This window comes from Oerskovia enterophila (genome assembly GCF_044748475.1).
GTDB classification, from domain to species: domain Bacteria; phylum Actinomycetota; class Actinomycetes; order Actinomycetales; family Cellulomonadaceae; genus Oerskovia; species Oerskovia enterophila.
This window is the reverse complement of the sequence record NZ_JBIVFZ010000003.1, coordinates 597293-615599: the sequence shown is the minus strand read 5'-3', so window position 1 is coordinate 615599 and position 18307 is coordinate 597293. Positions and strand designations below refer to the sequence as shown.

General features: G+C 71.3%; 19 protein-coding genes. 17 read left to right on the top strand and 2 right to left on the bottom strand.

What is annotated here, in order from left to right; genetic code table 11:
• Positions 1 to 63: 63 nt before the first annotated feature.
• Entirely contained in the window at positions 64 to 807 is a 744-nt protein-coding gene (locus ACIPWA_RS12120) for an SOS response-associated peptidase (protein ID WP_400290436.1), read from the bottom strand.
• A gap of 129 nt (positions 808 to 936) precedes the next feature.
• Between ACIPWA_RS12120 and ACIPWA_RS12115 the strand changes: the two genes are divergently transcribed.
• The 4 genes from ACIPWA_RS12115 to ACIPWA_RS12100 all read left to right on the top strand — a co-directional run bounded on the left by ACIPWA_RS12115 (position 937) and on the right by ACIPWA_RS12100 (position 4941).
• Entirely contained in the window at positions 937 to 1314 is a 378-nt protein-coding gene (locus ACIPWA_RS12115) for a PadR family transcriptional regulator (protein WP_400290433.1), read from the top strand.
• Positions 1314 to 2141: a hypothetical protein gene (locus ACIPWA_RS12110; protein WP_400290431.1), complete on the top strand. Its 828-nt coding sequence runs from the start codon at positions 1314 to 1316 to the stop codon at positions 2139 to 2141. The genes ACIPWA_RS12115 and ACIPWA_RS12110 overlap by 1 nt, the downstream gene beginning before the upstream one ends.
• Positions 2142 to 2265: 124 nt before the next feature.
• The gene (locus ACIPWA_RS12105) at positions 2266 to 3558 is read left to right on the top strand and encodes a multidrug effflux MFS transporter (protein ID WP_400290429.1); all 1293 of its coding nucleotides are present in this window, start codon (positions 2266 to 2268) and stop codon (positions 3556 to 3558) included.
• Between the two features lie 102 nt (positions 3559 to 3660).
• Complete coding sequence (locus ACIPWA_RS12100) at positions 3661 to 4941, top strand: LCP family protein (protein WP_400290427.1); 1281 nt, start codon at positions 3661 to 3663, stop codon at positions 4939 to 4941.
• Positions 4942 to 5007: 66 nt separating this feature from the next.
• Here ACIPWA_RS12100 and ACIPWA_RS12095 read toward each other — a convergent pair whose 3' ends face one another.
• Complete coding sequence (locus ACIPWA_RS12095) at positions 5008 to 6303, bottom strand: pyridoxal phosphate-dependent aminotransferase (RefSeq protein WP_400290424.1); 1296 nt, start codon at positions 6301 to 6303, stop codon at positions 5008 to 5010.
• Positions 6304 to 6641: 338 nt separating this feature from the next.
• Between ACIPWA_RS12095 and ACIPWA_RS12090 the strand changes: the two genes are divergently transcribed.
• The 13 genes from ACIPWA_RS12090 to ACIPWA_RS12030 all read left to right on the top strand — a co-directional run bounded on the left by ACIPWA_RS12090 (position 6642) and on the right by ACIPWA_RS12030 (position 18296).
• On the top strand, positions 6642 to 7886 hold the full coding sequence (locus tag ACIPWA_RS12090; RefSeq protein ID WP_400290422.1) for a TadA family conjugal transfer-associated ATPase: 1245 nt from the start codon (positions 6642 to 6644) through the stop codon (positions 7884 to 7886).
• Between the two features lies 1 nt (position 7887).
• Complete coding sequence (locus tag ACIPWA_RS12085; RefSeq protein WP_400290420.1) at positions 7888 to 8748, top strand: type II secretion system F family protein; 861 nt, start codon at positions 7888 to 7890, stop codon at positions 8746 to 8748.
• Positions 8745 to 9695 (top strand): type II secretion system F family protein, encoded by a 951-nt coding sequence (locus ACIPWA_RS12080; RefSeq protein ID WP_400290417.1) that lies wholly within the window; start codon positions 8745 to 8747, stop codon positions 9693 to 9695. Before ACIPWA_RS12085 ends, ACIPWA_RS12080 begins: the two co-directional genes overlap by 4 nt.
• 179 nt (positions 9696 to 9874) lie before the next feature.
• Positions 9875 to 10063: a hypothetical protein gene (locus tag ACIPWA_RS12075; RefSeq protein WP_400290749.1), complete on the top strand. Its 189-nt coding sequence runs from the start codon at positions 9875 to 9877 to the stop codon at positions 10061 to 10063.
• Positions 10053 to 10469, top strand: coding sequence for a TadE/TadG family type IV pilus assembly protein (locus ACIPWA_RS12070; protein ID WP_400290414.1), 417 nt, complete (start codon positions 10053 to 10055; stop codon positions 10467 to 10469). The genes ACIPWA_RS12075 and ACIPWA_RS12070 overlap by 11 nt, the downstream gene beginning before the upstream one ends.
• 125 nt (positions 10470 to 10594) lie before the next feature.
• Positions 10595 to 11032 carry a pilus assembly protein gene (locus tag ACIPWA_RS12065; protein ID WP_400290411.1) on the top strand — a complete coding sequence of 146 codons (438 nt, stop codon included), beginning with the start codon at positions 10595 to 10597 and terminating at the stop codon, positions 11030 to 11032.
• 65 nt (positions 11033 to 11097) lie between these two features.
• A complete protein-coding gene (locus ACIPWA_RS12060) occupies positions 11098 to 11523 on the top strand; it encodes a hypothetical protein (RefSeq protein WP_400290410.1) in 426 nt (141 codons plus the stop codon).
• A gap of 172 nt (positions 11524 to 11695) precedes the next feature.
• Positions 11696 to 12346: a hypothetical protein gene (locus ACIPWA_RS12055; protein ID WP_139107718.1), complete on the top strand. Its 651-nt coding sequence runs from the start codon at positions 11696 to 11698 to the stop codon at positions 12344 to 12346.
• A gap of 158 nt (positions 12347 to 12504) precedes the next feature.
• Positions 12505 to 13698, top strand: a complete 1194-nt coding sequence (locus ACIPWA_RS12050) for a WxL protein peptidoglycan domain-containing protein (RefSeq protein ID WP_400290408.1) — start codon at positions 12505 to 12507, stop codon at positions 13696 to 13698.
• A 76-nt stretch (positions 13699 to 13774) separates the two neighbouring features.
• Positions 13775 to 14899: a peptide chain release factor 2 gene (gene prfB, locus ACIPWA_RS12045; RefSeq protein ID WP_056650431.1), complete on the top strand. Its 1125-nt coding sequence runs from the start codon at positions 13775 to 13777 to the stop codon at positions 14897 to 14899.
• Between the two features lie 260 nt (positions 14900 to 15159).
• Entirely contained in the window at positions 15160 to 16014 is an 855-nt protein-coding gene (ftsE, locus tag ACIPWA_RS12040; protein WP_082608872.1) for a cell division ATP-binding protein FtsE, read from the top strand.
• Positions 16015 to 16018: 4 nt separating this feature from the next.
• Positions 16019 to 16930, top strand: a complete 912-nt coding sequence (gene ftsX / locus ACIPWA_RS12035) for a permease-like cell division protein FtsX (protein ID WP_056650434.1) — start codon at positions 16019 to 16021, stop codon at positions 16928 to 16930.
• Position 16931: 1 nt separating this feature from the next.
• Complete coding sequence (locus tag ACIPWA_RS12030; RefSeq protein WP_400290403.1) at positions 16932 to 18296, top strand: peptidoglycan DD-metalloendopeptidase family protein; 1365 nt, start codon at positions 16932 to 16934, stop codon at positions 18294 to 18296.
• Positions 18297 to 18307: the final 11 nt, after the last annotated feature.

The window sequence follows — 18307 nt, the reverse complement described above, 5'->3', positions numbered from 1 at the left end:
CGGACCGGTGACCGGTCCGCGTCGCAGTGCACGCCCGTGGCCGCCGGAACGCCGCCCCGGGTCTCAGACCGCGAGGACCAGCTCGGGCCCGTCGTTGGCGACGCTGTTGACCAGCGGTGCGACCTCCTGCGCCGTCATGCGTACCTCGGGGGCGACGAGCAGACCGGCCGCCTCGTCCTTGCCGACCGCAGGATCGAGCCACGCGTCCCACAGGTCAGGGGCGAGCGTCAGCGGCATGCGGTCGTGGATCGACGCGAGCGCCGGCGTGGCTGCGGTCGTCACGACGGTCGTCGACACGAGCCAGCGGTCCGGGTCGTCGTCGGCCTTGGTGCGGTCGCGCCAGAACTCGTAGAGACCCGCGAACGCGGCGACCGCGGGCCCCTCGGGGTGGATGAAGAAGGGCTGCTTGGAGACCTTGGGCTTGCGGGCGGTCGAGCCCGGGGCCGGGGGAGTCTCGATGCGGCGCCACTCGTAGTACCCGTCGGCGGGCACCAGGCAGCGGCGGGCCGCGAACGGCTTGGCGAACGCGGGCTTGTCCAGCAGCGACTCCGCGCGCGCGTTGATCATCCGGGCCCCGACGCCCGGGTCCTTGGCCCAGCTCGGCACGAGCCCCCACCGGGCCACCCGCAGGGAGCGGCGGACCTCGCCCGTGTCCTTGGCTGCACGCTCGACCACGATCCGTACGGGGTCGGTCGGGGCGACGTTCCAGGAGGGCGGCAGGAGGCGCGCGTCGTCGGCGAGGTCGGCGATCGCGAACTCGTCGGCCAGGTCCTGGGCGTCCCGGAAGGAGGCATAGCGTCCGCACATGCCTCCCAGGATGCCTCGCGCCACCCACGCTGCGCTCGGCCGCCGTGTCGTCGGCGGGGCGAGCGGCGCCGTCGGGCATGGTGACCCAACTAGATTGACAGCCTGACTAGTTCGCGACACTATCTAGTCATGTCCGAGAACACCTGGCCCAGCGAGTGGCTGCGCGGCGTCCTCGACGTCTGCGCGCTGCGCATCCTCGCCGACGGCCCCACCTACGGGTACGCGATCGCGGCGCGCCTCGCCGACGCCGGGCTCGGCGCGATCAAGGGCGGCACGCTCTACCCGCTGCTGGGGCGCCTCGAGGCCGGTGGGCTCGTGACCGTCGAGTGGCGGGCCGGCGACGGCGGACCCGGGCGCAAGTACTACGACCTGACCCCGGCGGGCCGCGCCGAGCTCGCACAGCGCACCGCGCTGTGGGACGCGTTCGTGCAGACCACCCATGACCTTGTCGTCGGACCGGACCGCACCGAGCCCGCCGACCGACCAGCACAGACCGAGGAGACCTGATGTCCCGCACCCCTCAGACATCCCCCCTGCGCGAGAGGCGCAGAGCCGCGCGCTACGAGATCGAGCGAAGCCTGGCGCCTCACGTCGAGGAGGAGTGGGCCGAGGGCTTCGTGATCGAGCTGCGCCTGCTCGACGTGCCCGGGGACGTGCTCGGGGCAGCTCTCACAGAGGTCGAGTCCCACTGCGCCGAGAGCGGCGAGAAGGCGTCCGAGGTGTTCGGGGACCCGGTGGCCTACGCGCGCAGCCTCGACCTGCCCGTGCAGCCCGCAGGGCGGTGGGACATGGTGACGGTCCTGGGGCCCGTGGGGAGTCAGGTCCTCGGGATGCTGGTGCTCGGGTGGGGAGGTGGCGCCGCCGTCGACGCGTGGCGCACGGGTGCGGCGGGCGCGACCGTCGGCCTCACGGTCGGGATGCTGCTCATGGTCGTGGCGCTCGGCGTCGTGCTCCTGCTCTTCGCGCGACACAGCTCGACGGTGCTGCGGCACATCCTCGACCGGCCGGTGGTCTCCTGGCTCGTCCTCACGCTGCTGACGGGATCGCTCGGGGTCTGTGCCGTCCTGCTGGACAGCGAGGTCCTCGTCCTCTCGGCGGTGCCGGTCGCGACCGCGGGGGCGCTGGCCCTCGTCGCGGGCACGGTCTGGAGCGTCGTCCAGGTCCGCCAGGGTGCCCTCGACGACCCCGTCGTCTCGCCGCTGCCGGTCGCGGGAGAGGGGGCTGGGGAAGCGGCAGACCGAGGTGCACGGGTCGCCTCGTCCCTGATCACCTGGACCGTCCCGCTCCTCGCGCTCGCCCCCCTCGGTGCGGCCTGGCTCTTCGCGGGACCCTAGGCGTCCAGTACCCGCTGGGGCGTCCGGCCGGGACGCCGCGCTCGCCCCGCGCCACGGAGCCGCGAGGGCCACCGCCTCGTGGCGGTGGCTCGGGGCAATCATCGAATCGTTATGATTGGCTCCCATGAGCACCCCACCGGCAGGACCTGCCTCCGCCCCGACGGCGCCGCCCCTCGACGCCGTCCGCAGCACCGTCGGCACCCCGGCCCGCAGGTCCGGCCGCTCCACGGTCAAGTGGGTCCTCCTCCTCGGCGCCCTCGCGACGCTCCCGGCCTTCACGGTCGACATGTACCTGCCGCTCCTGCCCGACGTCGCCACCGACCTGGACGCGAGCCCCGCGCTCGCGCAGCTCACCCTGGCCGGGATGCTCGTCGGCGGCGCCGTGGGACAGCTGGTGATCGGACCGCTCTCCGACCGGTACGGACGCCGTGCGCCCGTGATCATCGGGCTCTCGCTGCACGTCGTCACCTCGATCCTGTGCGCGGTCGTGCCCGGGATCGGGTGGCTCATCACGCTGCGCGTGCTCCAGGGCTTCTTCAACGCCTCGGCCCAGGTCGTCTCGATCGCCGTGATCCGCGACCGGTTCACCGGGTCGGACGCGGCACGCATCCTGTCGCGCCTCATGCTCGTGATCGGGCTCGCGCCCCTCCTCGCGCCGACGTTCGGCTCGCTGATCGCCTCGCACGGGACGTGGCGCTGGGTCTTCTGGGTCCTCGCGGTGCTCGGCGTGATCCTGGCCCTGATCGTGCTGCGCTTCATGCCCGAGACGCTCGAGACCGAGCGGCGCCAGACCGGCGGGATCGGCAGCGTCTTCCGTGGGTACGGGACCCTGTTGCGCGACCGCCACTTCCTGGCCCTTGCCGTGCTGCCCGGGCTCGGCATGGCCGTCCTCATGAGCTACGTCGTCGGCTCACCGTTCGTGCTGCAGGAGGGCTACGGCCTGACGCACGGGCAGTTCGCGGCGCTCTTCGCGGTGAACGGGATCGGGCTCGTGATCTCCGCCCAGGTCAACGCCTCGCTGGTGCGCCGCGTCGCGCCCATCCGGATCCTGCGCACGGCCCTCGTCCTGCAGTCGGTGTTCGCCGTGGGTCTGCTCGTCGTGGCGCTCACCGGGGCGGGAGGGCTGATCGGTCTTCTCGCGGCGCTCTGGCTCACGCTCGCGCTCCAGGGGCTCATCCCGGCCAACGCGTCAGCGCTCGCGCTCACGCGCCACGGCGAGAGGGCCGGCACCGCAGCGGCAGTCATCGGGGCGTTCCAGGCCGGTGTCGCAGGCCTCGTGAGCCCCCTCGTGGGCGTCCTCGGGGGCGACGAGGTGGCCATGAGCGCGGTCATGCTCGGCGCCGTGGTGGCGTCCCTGCTGGTGCTCGGTCTGGCCACCCCGGCCTTCCGCAAGGGCGGCTGGCACCTGCCGACCTGACGGGCCGTGGGGCCGCCGTGCGCCCCCACGTCGACGGGACACTTCACACTTCCTTTGCACGACACGAAGGCCGCACCCTTCTGGTGCCTCTAGGCTCTTCCCATGCCCAGCCCGAAGACCGCCTCGAAGAGCGGCCCTCATCACGCGCGCTCCCTGCGCTCGCACACGGCCCTTCGCATCGTCGGAATGGTCGCCACCGGGAGCCTGGTCTTCGCCGGCACGGCCGCGGCCGCGATGTACGTCGACTTCCAGAACGCGGTGGACGTGAGCGACGTCTCCGACCTCGTCGAGGGCGCGTCACCGGAGCCTCCTCGTGACCCGGACGACCCGTTCGCGGGCAAGGCGCTCAACATCCTCGTGATGGGCACGGACTACCGCGACGCCGAGAACGCTGCGATCGCGGGCGAGGAAGAGGGCATGCGGTCGGACACCACGTTCGTGGTGCACGTCTCGGGTGACCGCACGCGCATGGAGGTCGTCTCCATCCCGCGTGACTCGCTGGTCGACATCCCGTCGTGCAACCTCTCGAACGGGTCGACCTCGAAGCCGCGCAAGGACACGATGTTCAACGAGGCGTTCCAGATCGGGGCCGGGCAGGACGACGACATGGTGGGCGCCGCCGCCTGCACCATCACGACCGTGCAGTCGCTCACCGGGCTGACGATCACCGACCACGTCGTGCTGAAGATGAACGGCGTCGTGGGCGTCGTCAACGCGATCGGCGGGGTCACCATGTGCCTCCCCGAACCCATGAAGGAGAACCCCCGGTACGGGACGCTCGACCTGCCGGCGGGTCAGACGACCTTGAACGGCGACCAGGCGATCAGCTACCTGAGGGCGCGCCACGGGACGGGCATGGGCCTCGAGATGGGGAGCGACCTCTCCCGGATCCCGCGCCAGCAGGCGTTCATCGACTCGATGCTCCGCGAGGTCCTGTCCAAGAACCTCATCACCAACGCGCCCGAGCTCTACGGCATGATCAAGGCCGTCCTGTCCTCCGTGAGCGCGAGCCCCAGCCTCGCGGGCCTCGACTCGCTCGCCGGACTGGCGTTCTCGCTCAAGGACATCGACACGAACGAGATCGTCTTCACCGAGCTGCCCGTCATCGATGCGCCGACCAACAAGAACCGCGTCGTGTGGACCAAGGACGCCCAGGCGATCTGGGACCGCATGGCCGCCGACGAGCCGCCGCCCGGGCACGAGACCCCCGCCCCCACCGACGTGGTGCCGGACACCGGCGCGGTCCAGGGCACGGACCCCGCGGCCGGCACGGACCCGGCAGCGGGGACCGATCCGGGAACGGACCCCGGTGCCGGCACGGGAGAGGTTGCGCCTCCGGTCGCGCCCCCGGTGGTCGAGGAGCGGCTACCGGGCGTCTGCTGACGTCCTGACGTCCCGTACGACGCGAGCCGGACGCTCGGAGCGCACGCGCGTCGTCGCGCCTCGCGTCTAGCGGCCTTCGCGCAGTGCGCCGAGGCGCCCGACCGCGTCACGGAGCACGTCCTCCCGCTTGACGAACGTGAAGCGGACCCGTGAGGCGAGGGCGCGGGCCGTCGTCGGGCCGTGCGACTCGTCACCCGGCGTTCCTGGCGCGCGGCAGAAAGCGCTCACGGGCACGCCCACGACGCCCGCGAGGCCCGGGAGCCGGCGGCACAGCTCGACGCCGTCGTCGAAGCCCAGCGGGGCGCCGTCCGCGACCACGAAGTACGTCCCGCGCGGTACGACGACCTCGAACCCGGCCGCCACGAGGCCCTCGCACAGCAGGTCCCGCCGGTCGCGCAAGGACGCCGCGAGCGCGCGCGGGGCGTCGTCGTCGGCGAGCGCCTGGGCGATCGCGGGCTGGAACGGCGCCCCCGACGTGTACGTCAGGAACTGCTTGACCGTCCGCACGGCCTCCACGAGGTGTGCCGGCCCGTGCAGCCAGCCGATCTTCCAGCCCGTGAACGAGAAGGTCTTGCCCGCCGACGAGATGGTGATCGTGCGCTCGGCCAAGCCCGGCAGGGTCGCGACGGGCACGTGCACGGCGTCGTCGTACACGAGGTGCTCGTAGACCTCGTCGGTCACGACGATCGCGTCCACGGAGCGGGCCGCGTCCGCGACGACCTGCAGCTCGGCGCGCGTCAGGACCGTCCCGGTCGGGTTGTGCGGCGTGTTGACGAGGACCAGCCGGGTCCGCGGCCCGACGGCGGCACGCACCTGGGCGGGGTCGAGGCGGAAGCCGTCCGGGGTCGGGTGGAGCGGCACGGTCACGTGCGTGGCTCCCGCGAGCGCGATGACGGCCGCGTGGGAGTCGTAGAAGGGCTCCAGGGTCACGACCTCGTCGCCCGGGCCCGCGAGGGCCAGGACGGTGGCCGCGAGCGCCTCGGTGGCCCCCGTGGTGACCAGGACCTCGGTGTCCGGGTCCAGGTCCAGGCCGTAGTGGCGTCGCTGGTGGTCCGCGACGGCCCGGCGCAGCTCGGGGACTCCCGTGCCCGGCGGGTACTGGTTGTACCCGTCCTCGATCGCGCGGATCGCGGCCTGCTTGATGGCGTGCGGGCCGTCGATGTCCGGGAAGCCCTGGCCCAGGTTGATCGCGCCCGTGCGCGCGGCGAGGTTCGTCATCTCGGCGAAGATCGTGGACGCGACGCTGCCGTCGGCGCGCAGGAGCCCGGTGGCTGCCGCGGCCGCGCGCCAGCGGCCCGGGACGTGGGGCGAGGACTGGGTGCGCTGCGGGGGCCTCGGGTCTGCGGGGTGGGGCGTCGACATGACCACGACCCTAAGCCTGGTGGCGTCGGTGCGTGCCGAGGGCGTCGCCGGGCGGGGCAGCGTCGGGTTCGCCGGGGGTGGGCGCCGCCAGGTCGAACGTGGCTGGACGCTCGAACGAGCGCGCCCGGGTCCCGGAGCGAACGTGACGGTGACCACATCCCGGACAGTGCTGAGTGCTCCCAGGCGCGGAATGCTGCCGATCCTGACCAGTCGTCCACAGGGCGCGTGCGCGCCCCGGGGGATGTGCCCTAGTGTCGGCGCTCAGCCGCTCCGCGACACCGGGGCCGCTGGCTGCGCGGGGGGCGTGCAGGGGGACGCAAGGGGGGCGTGACGACGACGTGAGCACCAGCGGTGTGACGATCCTCGAGACCGAGGTGCGCGAGCTGATCCGTCGGCGGGGAGTGGACCCGGTGCGCGACAAGGACGGGATCGACCGCCTCGTCGCGGACGCCCTGGCCGACTACGACTCCCGGACCGCTCTCGGGGTCGTGCCACCGCTCGCCGACGCGCAGGGCGCGATGCGTGCGGTCCTCGACGCGGTCGCGGGGCTCGGTCCGCTCCAGAAGTACCTCGACGACCCGGAGGTCGAGGAGATATGGATCAACTCGCCCGCCAAGGTGTTCGTCGCCCGGGGCGGCAGCGCCGAGCTCACCTCGACCATCCTGACCTCGACGCAGGTCCGCGACCTCGTCGAGCAGATGCTCAAGTCCTCCGGCCGTCGCCTCGACCTCTCGAGCCCGTTCGTCGACGCCGCGCTGCCCGGCGGGGAGAGGCTCCACGTGGTGATCCCGGACGTGACCCGCGAGCACTTCGCGGTGAACATCCGCAAGCACGTCGTGCGGGCCTCGCACCTGGACCACCTGGTGCGTCTGGGTTCCCTGACCCCGCACGCGGCGGCGTTCCTGCACGCCTCGGTCCGGGCCGGTCTCAACGTCCTCGTCGCCGGGGCGACCCAGGCGGGCAAGACGACCATGCTCAACGCTCTCGCCGGATCGATCCCGTCCCAGGACCGGGTCGTCACGTGCGAGGAGGTGTTCGAGCTGCGGCTCGCGGTGCGAGACATCGTCTCGATGCAGTGCCGCCAGCCCAGCCTCGAGGGGACGGGCGAGATCCCGCTGCGACGGCTCGTCAAGGAGGCGCTGCGCATGCGCCCGGACCGCATCGTGATCGGGGAGGTGCGCGAGGCCGAGAGCTTCGACCTGCTGATCGCTCTGAACGCGGGTGTGCCCGGGATGTGCACGATCCACGCGAACTCGGCCCGGGAAGCGATCTCCAAGATGTGCACCCTGCCGCTCCTGGCCGGGGAGAACGTGTCGGACCGCTTCGTCGTCCCGACGGTCGCGAGCGCCGTGGACGTGGTCGTGCACCTCGGGGTGACGGCGGACGGCCGGCGGGAGGTCCGCGAGATCGTCGGGGTGACGGGGCGCGTGGAGCAGGGGGTCGTCGAGGTCTCGGACCTGTTCCACCGGTCCGGCGGCCGACTGGTCCGCGGTGACGGGTTCCCGCCGGCCGAGGACCGCTTCGCGCGGGCGGGTGTCGACCTGGCCGAGCTGATGTCGCTGCGGGCCGGGGGGCAGGGCTGACATGGGGGTCGTGGTCGGTCTGTTGCTGGGCGCGGGGCTCGTCTGTCTGTGGTCGTCCTGGTGGGAGCCGCGTCCTCGCGCGCCGCGGGAGGCGGACGGCTGGTCTGTCCGTACCCAGGACGCCCTGGTGCAGGCGGGGCTTCCGGGTGTCTCGCCTCGAGCGCTCGTCGCCGGGAGCGTGGGGGCAGGGCTCTTCGTGCTCGTCGTCGGGCTCGCCCTGACGCGTGCTCTGCCGATCGCCGCGTGCTTCGCGCTGTTCGCCGCTCTGGCACCGGTCGCAGTCGTGCGTTCGCGGGCCCGACGTCGAAGGACGAGCCTGCGGGACGTGTGGCCGGAGGCCGTCGACCACCTGGCGTCGGGTGTGCGTGCGGGCCTCTCGCTCCCGGAGGCCGTGGGGCAGCTCGGAGAGCGCGGTCCTGTCGAGCTGAGGGAGCCGTTCGCACAGTTCGCCCAGGACTTTCGGGCCTCCGGCCGGTTCGGTGACTGCCTGGACGCGCTCAAGATGCGGCTCGCAGACCCGGTCGCGGACCGGATCGTCGAGGCGCTGCGCATGACCAGGGAGGTCGGCGGGACCGACCTCGGGAGGCTCTTGCGTACGCTCGCCCTCTTCTTGCGCGAGGATGCGAGGACACGTGGCGAGCTCGAGGCGCGGCAGTCGTGGACGGTCAGCGGCGCTCGGCTCGCGGTGGCCGGTCCCTGGGTCGTCCTCGCCCTGCTGGCGACCCGGCCCGAGACCGCGCAGGCCTACAACTCCATGCAGGGGGTCGCGGTCCTCGGGGGAGGCGCGGTGTGCTCGCTCGTGGCCTACCAGCTGATGCGAAGGATCGGTCGCCTGCCCGAGGAAGCGCGGGTGCTGCGGTGAGCGGGACGGACGGTTCTGGGCTCCTGTGGTCCGGGGCGACGGTCGGTGCCCTGTTCGCGTGGGGGGTCCTGGTGATCGCCTCCCGGCTCAGGGCGCGGCGGGTCCGGCTCGACGAGCGGGTCGGTCCGTACCTGAGGCTCCACGGCGCGACCTCGGGACTGCTGGCGGAGACGTCGTCGGCGAGCAGGCTCCACACTGTCGACCGTGTCCTCGGGCTGAGGATCGCGGCGGCGGGCCGGCTGCTGGAGCGCTTCGGCTCCTCACGGTCCGAGGTGCGCCGTCGCCTCGACCGGGCCGGCTCGCAGGAGAGCGTGGACCAGTTCCGCGCCCGTCAGGTCGTCTGGGGGGCCGTGGGGCTCGCCGGTGGACTGGTCGTGGCGCTCCTCCTCGCGGCCACGCGGGGGTCCTCGGTCGTCGTGCTCCTCCTGCTGGTGCTCCTCTGCGGGGTCGGTGGGCTGCTGTCGTGCGACCAGTTGCTCTCGCGCCGGATCGCTCGGCGCGAGGAGCGGATGCTCAGCGAGTTCCCGACGATCGCCGAGCTGCTCGCCCTGTCGGTCGGAGCCGGAGAAGGGCCGGTCGCGGCGATGGAGAGGGTCGCCACCAGCGCGCACGGCGAGCTCTCCGTCGAGCTCGCAGCCACGCTGTCGGCCGTCCGGTCCGGGGTTCCCCTGGCCCGCGCGCTCGAGGACCTCGCCGACCGGACCACGCTCGCGAGCCTGACCCGGTTCGCCGAGGGGGTGGCGGTGGCCGTCGAGCGAGGAACGCCTCTCGCGGAGGTTCTCCGAGCCCAGGCCCAAGACGTGCGCGAGGCGGGAAGGAGAGGACTCATGGAGTCCGGCGGGCGCAAGGAGGTGCTCATGATGATCCCGGTGGTGTTCCTCATCCTTCCGGTGACGGTCGTCTTCGCGGTCTATCCCTCGATCGTGACACTGCAGATCGGCCTCTGAGTGTGGGGGCCGGAGGTGCGAGCACTTCGGCAGGGCACTGCCTCGGGTGCGCTGTGGCGTGCGATCGGCCGTCGGGCGGGCCTCGGCCTTTGACGGGCAACCGACATGAACATTCGTCCTGGACGCCTGTCCAGGTCAGGATCCCAGAAGAGAACGACCAAGGAGCAGCGGTGGAGCAGCTGGTGAAGGGCTGGACGAGCAGGCTGGTGCGACGTGTCTCGCACGGTGGGACCGAGCGGGGTGATGTCCCGGGATGGGTCCTGGTGACGCTCATGACGGCAGGTCTCGTCATCGCGCTCTGGGCTGTGGCGGGACCGGCGTTGACCTCCACCTTCAGCGACGCGATCAGCAGCGTGAGTGGTCCCTGAGATGGGCCGGGACGCCGACCGGGGGGCGGCGCGAGGAGCAGAGGACGGATCTGCCGTCGTCGACTTCGTGCTGGTGTCGGTCCTCGTCGTCGTGCTCCTCCTCGGCGTCGTGCAGGTGGTGCTCGCGCTCCACGTGCGCGCGGTCGTGATCGACAGTGCGGCGGAGGGGGCGCGCCTCGCGGGGCGGGCGGACCGTACGCCGGCGGACGGCGTCGAACGCACGCAGCAGCTGATCGATGCCGCGATCTCAGAGCGCTTCGCGCAGGACGTGACGGCACGCGAGGTCGAGCTGGGGGGCATGCCGGTCGTGGAGGTGACCGTGACGGCCCCGTTCCCGGTGATCGGTCTTCTCGGTCCGGCCGGGACACTGACGGTGAGCGGCCACGCGCTGGAGGAGGAGCCGTGAGATCTCGGGCGCGCCCGGTCCACGAGAGGTGCCCGCGCGGGGTCGTGAAGGTCGTCGATGGGTGTTCCCACTCGCTGCCGGATCATGTCGACCGGGTGAATTTTCTCCGTCGGCCCGTCAACCGGGTGAGCGGCGACGCAGGGAACGCGCAGGTCGAGTTCCTCGGTGTGGCACTTGTCCTGATTCTCCCGGTCCTGTACCTGGCGTTGACACTCGGCCGGATCCAAGCCGCGACTTTCGCGGTCGAGGGCGCGGCGAAGGAGTCCGCCCGCGCGTTCGTGACAGCGCACTCGGTGGCCGAGGGGCAGGTGCGGGCGGGGGTGGCCACCTCGTTGGCGCTCTCCGACCAGGGTTTCGATGACGTGCGGCCCGCGGACGTCCTCGAGCTCTCCTGTTCCGGCGACCCCTGCCTCTCTCCGGGAAGCGAGGTCGTGGCGGTCGTGCGATACGACGTCGGGCTGCCTTTCGTCCCCTCGGGGATCGGGTCCTGGGTCCCGTTGTCCATCCCGGTCCAGGCCGTGCACACCTCGCCCGTCGACAGCTACGCGAGGGCGCGGTCGTGAGGCGCTCCCGGGGCATCCCTGGACGAGGGCATGCGCACGAGCGAGACCGCGAGGGCGGCCAGATCATGCTTCTCACCAGCATGTTCGTCGCGTTCGCGCTCGTCCTGGTGGCCGTGGTCGTCTCCGCGACGGCGGTCCACCTGGACCGCAAGCGGCTGTTCGACCTGGCCGACGTCTCGGCTCTCGACGCTGCCGACGCGATGCCCGCCGAGACCGTCTACCAGGGGGGTCTGGCGGACCCGGTCGAGGGGGCGGTTCTGGTCCTGAGCGACGCGGACGTCGAGTCGTCCGTCCGGTCGTTCCTCGTCGCCCACCCGGCCATGCTGACAGGGCTGGACGACGTCACGATCGTCGAAGCCTCCGCGCCCGACGGGCGCACGGCGACCGTCCGGCTGGCGGCACGGTCGCGCCCGGTTCTCGTCAGCTGGGTGACGCAGCTCTGGTCTGATGGCATCATCGTGCGTGCAGAGTCCAGTGCGCGAGCTTGGTGATCGACCCTCCCCTCACGAAAAAGGTGTCGGGCGAGTGAACATGATTGAGTTAGCGCTAACACGATCGTTAACTTTCTTAACGAAAGGTGCGACTTTTGACTGGGGGCTGCCAAAACCGCCGGTTCGCCGCTATGGTGATCCGGTCCGACACCCTCCAACGACGGAGACTTACATGAATGCACGTGCAAGGAAGCAGTGGATCGCTGGCGGAGCGCTCAGCGCGATGCTGCTCGGGACCATCGCGATGGCGTCGTCGGCCGCGGCCGACGTGAACCAGGACGAGGACGTTCAGATCCAGGTCTCGGTCACCCCGGTCGGAGCGCTCACGCTCACGGTCGCCAACCCGTCCGTCACGCTGAACGAGTCCACCAGCGACGACATCTGGGCAGCGGGCAACCGTGAGTTCACGGGCACCCTCGACGGCGTCAGCGTCTCCGACGACCGCAACGACGTGGGTGCCGACGCGGCCTGGAACGTCAGCGGCCAGGTGAGCAACTTCGTGGCAGCCGGCCTGCCGGAGATCGACTCCGCCAACCTCGGCTGGGTCCCCGAGCTGACCAACCCGATCCCCGGCGACTTCAACGTCACCCCGGGCCAGCCGATCGCCGGTGAGCTCCAGGAGGTGCCGGACACCGAGGGTCCCGGTGGCGACTGGCTCACGGGCGGTGTCCAGGTCGGCGACCTCCTGGTCTCGTCCGGTTCGTCCGCCGAGGCCAACGGCCAGACGTTCGGCGTCAAGGCCGGGCTCAACCTGACCGTGCCGAAGAGCACCCCCTCCGGTGCGTACGCGTCGACGCTGACGCTGACGCTCATGGAGAGCTGACCGCTTCACGCGATCAGTGTCACGGACGGTGACGACACAGGGCCGGCGGATCTCCGTCGGCCCTGTACCGTCTCCGGAGCAGGTAGACCGTTCGAGGATGATCGGAAGTCGTGGTGAGCAAGGAAGTGCACAAGGTGTCGGGCGCAGGATCTCGGCCCGTGGTCTCTCGTCGTGCGGGCCGTCTCCGCAGGAGCGTCCTGGGGCTGAGCGCCCTGCTGCTGGCGCTGGCCGGCGGCCTCGGGGCGGCGCACGCTGACGAGAAGGATCCCGGGGAGATCCGCTTCTCGGTCACGACGGCGACGCCCGAGGGGCCGGACGAGCGTCGGATCTTCGACTTCGTCGCCGAGCCGGGGGAGCAGATCCAGGATCAGGTGGCCGTCTCGAACCACGGGGCCGGACCGGTCACGTTCACGATGGTCACCAACGACGGCATCTTCACACCCATGGGCAAGTTCGACATCCGTACCTCGGACCAGGAACCTCAGGACTCGGGCGGGTGGTTCGAGGTCCAGCCGACCGTGGACGTGCCCGCGGGGGAGACCGTGATCGTGCCGTTCACCATCACGGTCCCTGAGAATGCGACCCCGGGCGACCACCCGGCCGGCATCGTCGCGACCGTCACGTCCGCGTCCACGGCCGCGGGTCCCGGCGTCGGGGTCGAGAGCCGCGTCGGCGTGCGCGTCAACCTCCGCGTGCCCGGGGAGGTCACGCCCTCGCTCGCGCTCACGGACGTCAAGGCGACGTACGAGCCGTCGTGGAACCCGTTCGCCCCTGGTTCGGTGCGGGTCGCGTACGGCGTGACCAACGACGGGAACCTCCGCGTCGGGGCCGAGCAGCAGGCGCACGTGTCCGGCCCGTTCGGCATCGGCGACACCACGGTCGACCGGGGGACGGAGGGCGTCGAGGAGCTGATCCCGGGGACCTCCCGCTCGACCGCGTTCGCCGTGGCGGGGATCTGGCCCGTCGGGCCCGTGACGACCGAGGTCACCGTGACTCCTGTGCCCGTCAGCACGGGAGGGGCCGTGGACGTCCCGGTCGAGGCTCCGTTCGAGCCCGTCACGGTCACCGTGACGACCTGGGCGATCCCGTGGGTCCAGATCCTCCTCCTCGCCGCGGTGGCCGTCCTGGTGATCGGTCTGCGCGACAACCGCAAGCGCAAGAAGCAGCGCCTCGAGGCGCTGCTCGCCAAGGCGCGCGCCGAAGGTCGCGCGGCGGCCGGGACAGGAGACGTCGACCAGGAGCAGGGCGGTGCGACCGCCCCCGCGCCGACGGCGCCCGCGACGTCCTCGGCCGGGAGCACGGACCGCGGCGACACCGCCGCCGGACCCGACGCTCCGTCGTCGGGCGCGTGACGTGACGGGTCGCTCGGTGCCCGCTGTGGCGAGCACCGAGCCACGCCTGCCCTCGCGTCGCGTAACCTAGACGATCGTGGCCACCATCGACTTCCCGCACGAGATCCGCGCCCTCCGTACGACGCTCGGCACCATCAGCGCCGTGAGCAACCCGGACGCGCTGCGCGTCCAGATCGCGGAGCTCTCGGACAAGGCGTCGGCTCCCGACCTCTGGGACGACCCTGACGCCGCCCAGAAGGTCACGACGGCCCTCTCGCAGACGCAGTCCGAGCTGGACCGCATCACGAACATGGGCGACCGGATCGACGACCTCGAGACGCTCGTCGAGATGGCGAGTGACGCCGACGTCGGCGATGCCGACAGCGCCGCGACGCTCGCCGAGGCGGCCTCCGAGCTCGAACAGATCCGCAAGGACCTGGGCGCGCTCGAGGTCAAGACCCTCCTCTCGGGCGAGTACGACGCCCGCGAGGCCGTCGTGACGATCCGTGCGGGGGCAGGCGGCGTGGACGCGGCCGACTTCGCAGAGATGCTCATGCGCATGTACCTGCGCTGGGCCGAGCGCCACGGCTATCCGACCCAGGTCCTCGACACGTCCTACGCGGAGGAGGCGGGGCTCAAGTCCGCGACCTTCGAGGTCAAGGCCCCCTACGCGTTCGGCAACCTGTCGGTCGAGGCCGGCACGCACCGCCTGGTGCGCATCTCCCCGTTCGACAACCAGGGGCGTCGTCAGACGTCGTTCGCCGCGGTCGAGGTCATCCCGCTCATCGAGCAGACGGACTCGGTCGAGATCCCCGAGTCGGAGATCAAGGTCGACGTCTTCCGCTCGTCGGGCCCGGGCGGCCAGTCCGTCAACACGACCGACTCGGCCGTGCGCATGACCCACATCCCTACCGGGATCGTCGTGTCGATGCAGAACGAGAAGTCGCAGATCCAGAACCGTGCCGCCGCGCTGCGCGTCCTCCAGTCACGTCTGCTGCTCCAGCGCCAGGCCGAGGAGAGCGCGGCCAAGAAGGCCATGGCAGGCGACATCAAGGCGAGCTGGGGCGACCAGATGCGCTCCTACGTGCTGCACCCGTACCAGATGGTCAAGGACCTGCGCACCGAGTACGAGGTCGGCAACACCTCGGGCGTGTTCGACGGGGACATCGACGGCTTCATCGAGGCCGGCATCCGCTGGCGACGGGGCGCCGAGCAGGCCTGACGCCACGCGCCGGGGGCGGGCCGGGCCGGGGCGCCCGGCCAAAGCCTGCCCCGCCCGGCCGTGCTCAGTACCCCGGCCCGGCCCCGGCGGGCCCAGCACCTGATCCCGCGCCGGACCACCGCGGGCCGCCACGATCGCGAACCGTGCCCGATCCGGGCGAGCCCGGCGTGTCAGCGGTGTCAGCCCTGCGGGGCGTGCCTACTCTCGTGGGCGACCAGCGAACGAATTCGCTTCCCCCACCGAGAGACTGGTCAACAGCTGTGATCCGATTTGAGAACGTCTCGAAGGTCTACGCCCGCGGCGCCAGGCCTGCCCTGGACGACATGTCCGCAGAGATCGAGCGCGGCGAGTTCGTCTTCCTGGTCGGCGCGTCCGGCTCCGGGAAGTCGACGTGCCTGCGCCTGGTGCTGCGTGAGGAGCGGCCCACGCGGGGCAAGGTGTTCGTCGCGGGCCGTGACCTCTCGACCCTGTCGAGCTGGAAGGTCCCGTCGCTGCGTCGACAGATCGGCGTCGTCTTCCAGGACTTCCGCCTGCTCCAGAACAAGACCGTCTTCGAGAACGTCGCGTTCGCGCTGCAGGTGACGGGCAAGCCGCGCCACACGATCGCCGTGACCGTCCCCGAGGTCCTCGAGATGGTCGGCCTGCAGGGCAAGGAGAAGCGGCGCCCGCACGAGCTCTCGGGCGGCGAGCAGCAGCGCGTCGCGATCGCGCGAGCCTTCGTCAACCGTCCCTCGATCCTGCTCGCCGACGAGCCGACCGGGAACCTGGACCCGAACACCTCGCTGGGGATCATGAACCTGCTCTCGCGCATCAACGGCACGGGGACCACCGTCGTCATGGCGACGCACGACTCGGGGTTCGTCAACCAGATGCGTCAACGAGTGATCGAGCTCGCCTCGGGGGTCGTGGTCCGGGACCAGAAGGACGGCGTGTACGGCGCCGGCGTACCGCTGTCCGACGACGACGCCCTGCGCGAGCCGTCGGGTCACCTCGCGGGGCGGGCGGGATCGCACCTCGGCCCGCGCACGACGACGCTCGTCGCCCCGGGCGAGGACGTCACCGAGCGGCCCGGCGAACCTGAACCAGCCCAGTCCTCCAGCCGCGGGGAGTGGTAGCCCGGTGCGCGCTCAGTTCATCCTCGCCGAGATCGGGTCCGGTCTGCGTCGCAACCTGGCGATGACGATCTCGGTCGTCCTCGTGACCTTCGTGTCCCTGACCTTCGTGGGCGCCTCGGCGCTGCTCCAGATCCAGATCGACAAGCTCAAGGACGACTGGTACGACCGGGTCGAGGTCTCCGTCTTCCTGTGCCCGATCGACTCGCCCAACCCGACGTGTGCCGGGGGCGAGGCGTCGCCCGAGCAGATCGAGGCGCTCGAGGGAGTGTTCGCGGGCGAGCTCGGCGACGAGGTCGAGACGGTGTTCTTCGAGACCAAGGAGGAGGCGTTCGCCGCCTTCCAGGAGCGGTTCCCCGACGGGTTCAACGGCACCCAGCTCACGGTGGACGACATGCAGGCCTCGTTCCGGCTCAAGCTCACCAACCCCGAGAACTACGAGGTCGTCAACGACGTCGTCACGGGGCGGCCGGGGGTCGAGGACGTCGAGGACCAGCGACGCATCTTCGACTCGCTCTTCCTCGCGCTCAACCGCGCCTCGCTCATGTCGGGCGGGTTGGCGGTCGTGATGATGCTCGCCGCGGTGCTCCTCATCACGACGACGATCCGGTTGTCGGCCATGAGCCGGCAGCGCGAGACCGAGATCATGAAGCTCGTCGGGGCCTCCAAGCTCTTCATCCAGCTGCCGTTCATCCTGGAGGGGGCCATCGCCGCCGTCACGGGCGCGCTCCTCGCCGTCGGTGGCCTCTGGCTGGGGGTCAAGTACCTGGTCACCGACTGGTTGCAGAGCTCCGTCAGCTGGATCGCATACATCTCCGAGACGGACGTGCTGCGCATCGCGCCGCTCCTGATCCTGATCGCATTCGTCCTGGCGGCCATCTCCTCGGTCGTCACGCTCAGCCGCTACACGAGGGTGTGACATGTCCCAGCTGACCCGACGTCTCGCTGCTGCGGGAACCGCCCTGATCCTTCTCCTCGGGACGGCGGTCGTCGCGACCGCCGACGACCTGGACGACCAACGGGCAGCGGCCGAGCGTCGTCAGTCCCAGGCGCAGCAGGACCGTGAGGGCCTCGAGTCGCAGCTCGAGGGCACCGACGCCGAGCTCGCGCAGGCGATCCTCGACCTCCAGACGATCGAGGCGCGTCTCCCCGTGGCGCAGGCAGAGCTCGACCAGGCCGAGGCCGAGCTCGAGCGCACACAGCGAGAGGCTGCGCAGCTCGCGGTCAGGCTCCAGGACGCGCAGGTCGAGGAAGCGGCCATCAACGAGGAGATCCAGGAGTCCGCGGGCAAGGTGAGCACCGCGAAGTCGAGCATCGCCGAGATGGCCCGGCAGGCGTATCGAGGGCAGGGCGAGGTGAGCGGGCTTGGGATCGTCACGGGCGCGCAGAGCACCGACGACTTCATCGAGCAGTACGCGATGTCCTCGACCGCGGCGCGTACGCAGGCCCGTACCCTGACGGACCTGCAGGAGGCCGAGTCGATCGCGCGCAACCGCGAGGCCCGCCTGACCGCGATCCGCGAGACCATCGCCGACCTCAAGGTGCAGGCCGACCAGAACGTCGTCGCGGCAGACGCTGCCCGCAAGGCCGCAGCCGACCGGAAGGCCGAGATCGAGGGCCTGATCGTCGAGCAGCAGGCCAAGCAGGCCACGATCGAGTCGCGCAAGGAGGCGGCGCTCGCGCAGATCGCGGCCAACGAGAAGGCGCAGGCCGATCTCACGACGGAGCTCAAGGGGATCATCGCCGCGCAGACCGAGCGCGACCGCAAGGCCGCCGAGGAGGCGGCCAAGCAGCCCCCGCCCGCGACCGGCGGTGGCGGTGGAGGAGGTGGCGGCGGAAACTCCGGAGGAGGAGGTGGCGGCGGTGGCGGCGGCGCACCGACCGGCAAGTTCCTCGCCTATCCGACCGCGGTCCCGCACATCACGTCCAAGTACGGGATGCGGCACCACCCCTTCCTTCCGGGGGTCTACCGCCTGCACGCCGGGACGGACCTGCGCGCCTACTGCGGTACCCCGATCTACGCGGCCGCGGGGGGAACGGTCCTGTTCGCCCGCACCTACGGGGGGCTCGGCAACCAGGTCATGATCAACCACGGCACGGTCGGTGGGGCCAACCTCATGACGAGCTACAACCACCTGTCCCGCTTCGCGGTCTCGCCCGGACAGAGCGTCGCGCAAGGGACCCTCATCGGGTACTCCGGCACGACGGGGACGAGCCAGGTCTGCCACCTGCACTTCGAGGTGTACGTCAACGGCAGCACGGTGGACCCGCAGACCATGCTCTGAGGTATTCACCT

Bases quoted from the DNA above. Each gene is read 5' to 3' on its own strand.
- ACIPWA_RS12120 (WP_400290436.1), bottom strand. From the start codon at position 807: ATGTGCGGACGCTATGCCTCCTTCCGGGACGCCCAGGACCTGGCCGAC.
- ACIPWA_RS12115 (WP_400290433.1), top strand. From the start codon at position 937: ATGTCCGAGAACACCTGGCCCAGCGAGTGGCTGCGCGGCGTCCTCGAC.
- ACIPWA_RS12110 (WP_400290431.1), top strand. From the start codon at position 1,314: ATGTCCCGCACCCCTCAGACATCCCCCCTGCGCGAGAGGCGCAGAGCC.
- ACIPWA_RS12105 (WP_400290429.1), top strand. From the start codon at position 2,266: ATGAGCACCCCACCGGCAGGACCTGCCTCCGCCCCGACGGCGCCGCCC.
- ACIPWA_RS12100 (WP_400290427.1), top strand. From the start codon at position 3,661: ATGCCCAGCCCGAAGACCGCCTCGAAGAGCGGCCCTCATCACGCGCGC.
- ACIPWA_RS12095 (WP_400290424.1), bottom strand. From the start codon at position 6,303: ATGTCGACGCCCCACCCCGCAGACCCGAGGCCCCCGCAGCGCACCCAG.
- ACIPWA_RS12085 (WP_400290420.1), top strand. From the start codon at position 7,888: ATGGGGGTCGTGGTCGGTCTGTTGCTGGGCGCGGGGCTCGTCTGTCTG.
- ACIPWA_RS12060 (WP_400290410.1), top strand. From the start codon at position 11,098: ATGCTTCTCACCAGCATGTTCGTCGCGTTCGCGCTCGTCCTGGTGGCC.
- ACIPWA_RS12055 (WP_139107718.1), top strand. From the start codon at position 11,696: ATGAATGCACGTGCAAGGAAGCAGTGGATCGCTGGCGGAGCGCTCAGC.
- ACIPWA_RS12030 (WP_400290403.1), top strand. From the start codon at position 16,932: ATGTCCCAGCTGACCCGACGTCTCGCTGCTGCGGGAACCGCCCTGATC.